This is a genomic window from Collinsella sp. wc0529 (assembly GCF_046116875.1).
Lineage (GTDB): Bacteria > Actinomycetota > Coriobacteriia > Coriobacteriales > Coriobacteriaceae > Collinsella.
Genome location: NZ_JBJXBO010000003.1, coordinates 1 through 509, shown reverse-complemented (window position 1 = coordinate 509; position 509 = coordinate 1). Strand labels below are relative to the sequence as shown.

Annotated in this window: 3 tRNA genes; all 3 read right to left on the bottom strand. The window is 57.0% G+C overall.

Annotated features, from left to right (window positions below):
* Position 1: 1 nt before the first annotated feature.
* The 3 genes from ACKUTP_RS09680 to ACKUTP_RS09670 all read right to left on the bottom strand — a co-directional run bounded on the left by ACKUTP_RS09680 (position 2) and on the right by ACKUTP_RS09670 (position 399).
* Positions 2-77: transfer RNA gene (locus ACKUTP_RS09680), tRNA-Gly, on the bottom strand.
* A 130-nt stretch (positions 78-207) separates the two neighbouring features.
* A tRNA-Gly gene (locus ACKUTP_RS09675) sits at positions 208-283 on the bottom strand.
* A 42-nt stretch (positions 284-325) separates the two neighbouring features.
* Positions 326-399 (bottom strand) — tRNA-Cys (locus ACKUTP_RS09670).
* Positions 400-509: the final 110 nt, after the last annotated feature.

The following is a 509-nucleotide window of genomic DNA, read 5'->3' as shown; positions in this document are numbered from 1 at the left end:
ATGGAGCGGACAACGGGGCTCGAACCCGCGACCCCAACCTTGGCAAGGTTGTGCTCTACCAACTGAGCCATGTCCGCCTGCGAGGATTTAATATACGGGATGATCCACCCGAATGCAAGAACTATTTTCCAATAATTTGAAAAAAGTTCGAGCCAATGTGATGGGTACGAAAAAGCCCGGCTACCGTAGTAGTCGGGCTGTTGCGCTTGGAGCGGACAACGGGGCTCGAACCCGCGACCCCAACCTTGGCAAGGTTGTGCTCTACCAACTGAGCCATGTCCGCATATGTAAAACAAAACGGGCGCCGGAGCGCCCGGATGTTGCCTGGAGGCGAAGCCCGGATTCGAACCGGGGGTAAAGGCTTTGCAGGCCTCTGCCTTACCACTTGGCCACTTCGCCGAAAAAGGACCGCTTGAGACGGTCCGGAAATGCAATGGAGCGGACAACGGGGCTCGAACCCGCGACCCCAACCTTGGCAAGGTTGTGCTCTACCAACTGAGCCATGTCCG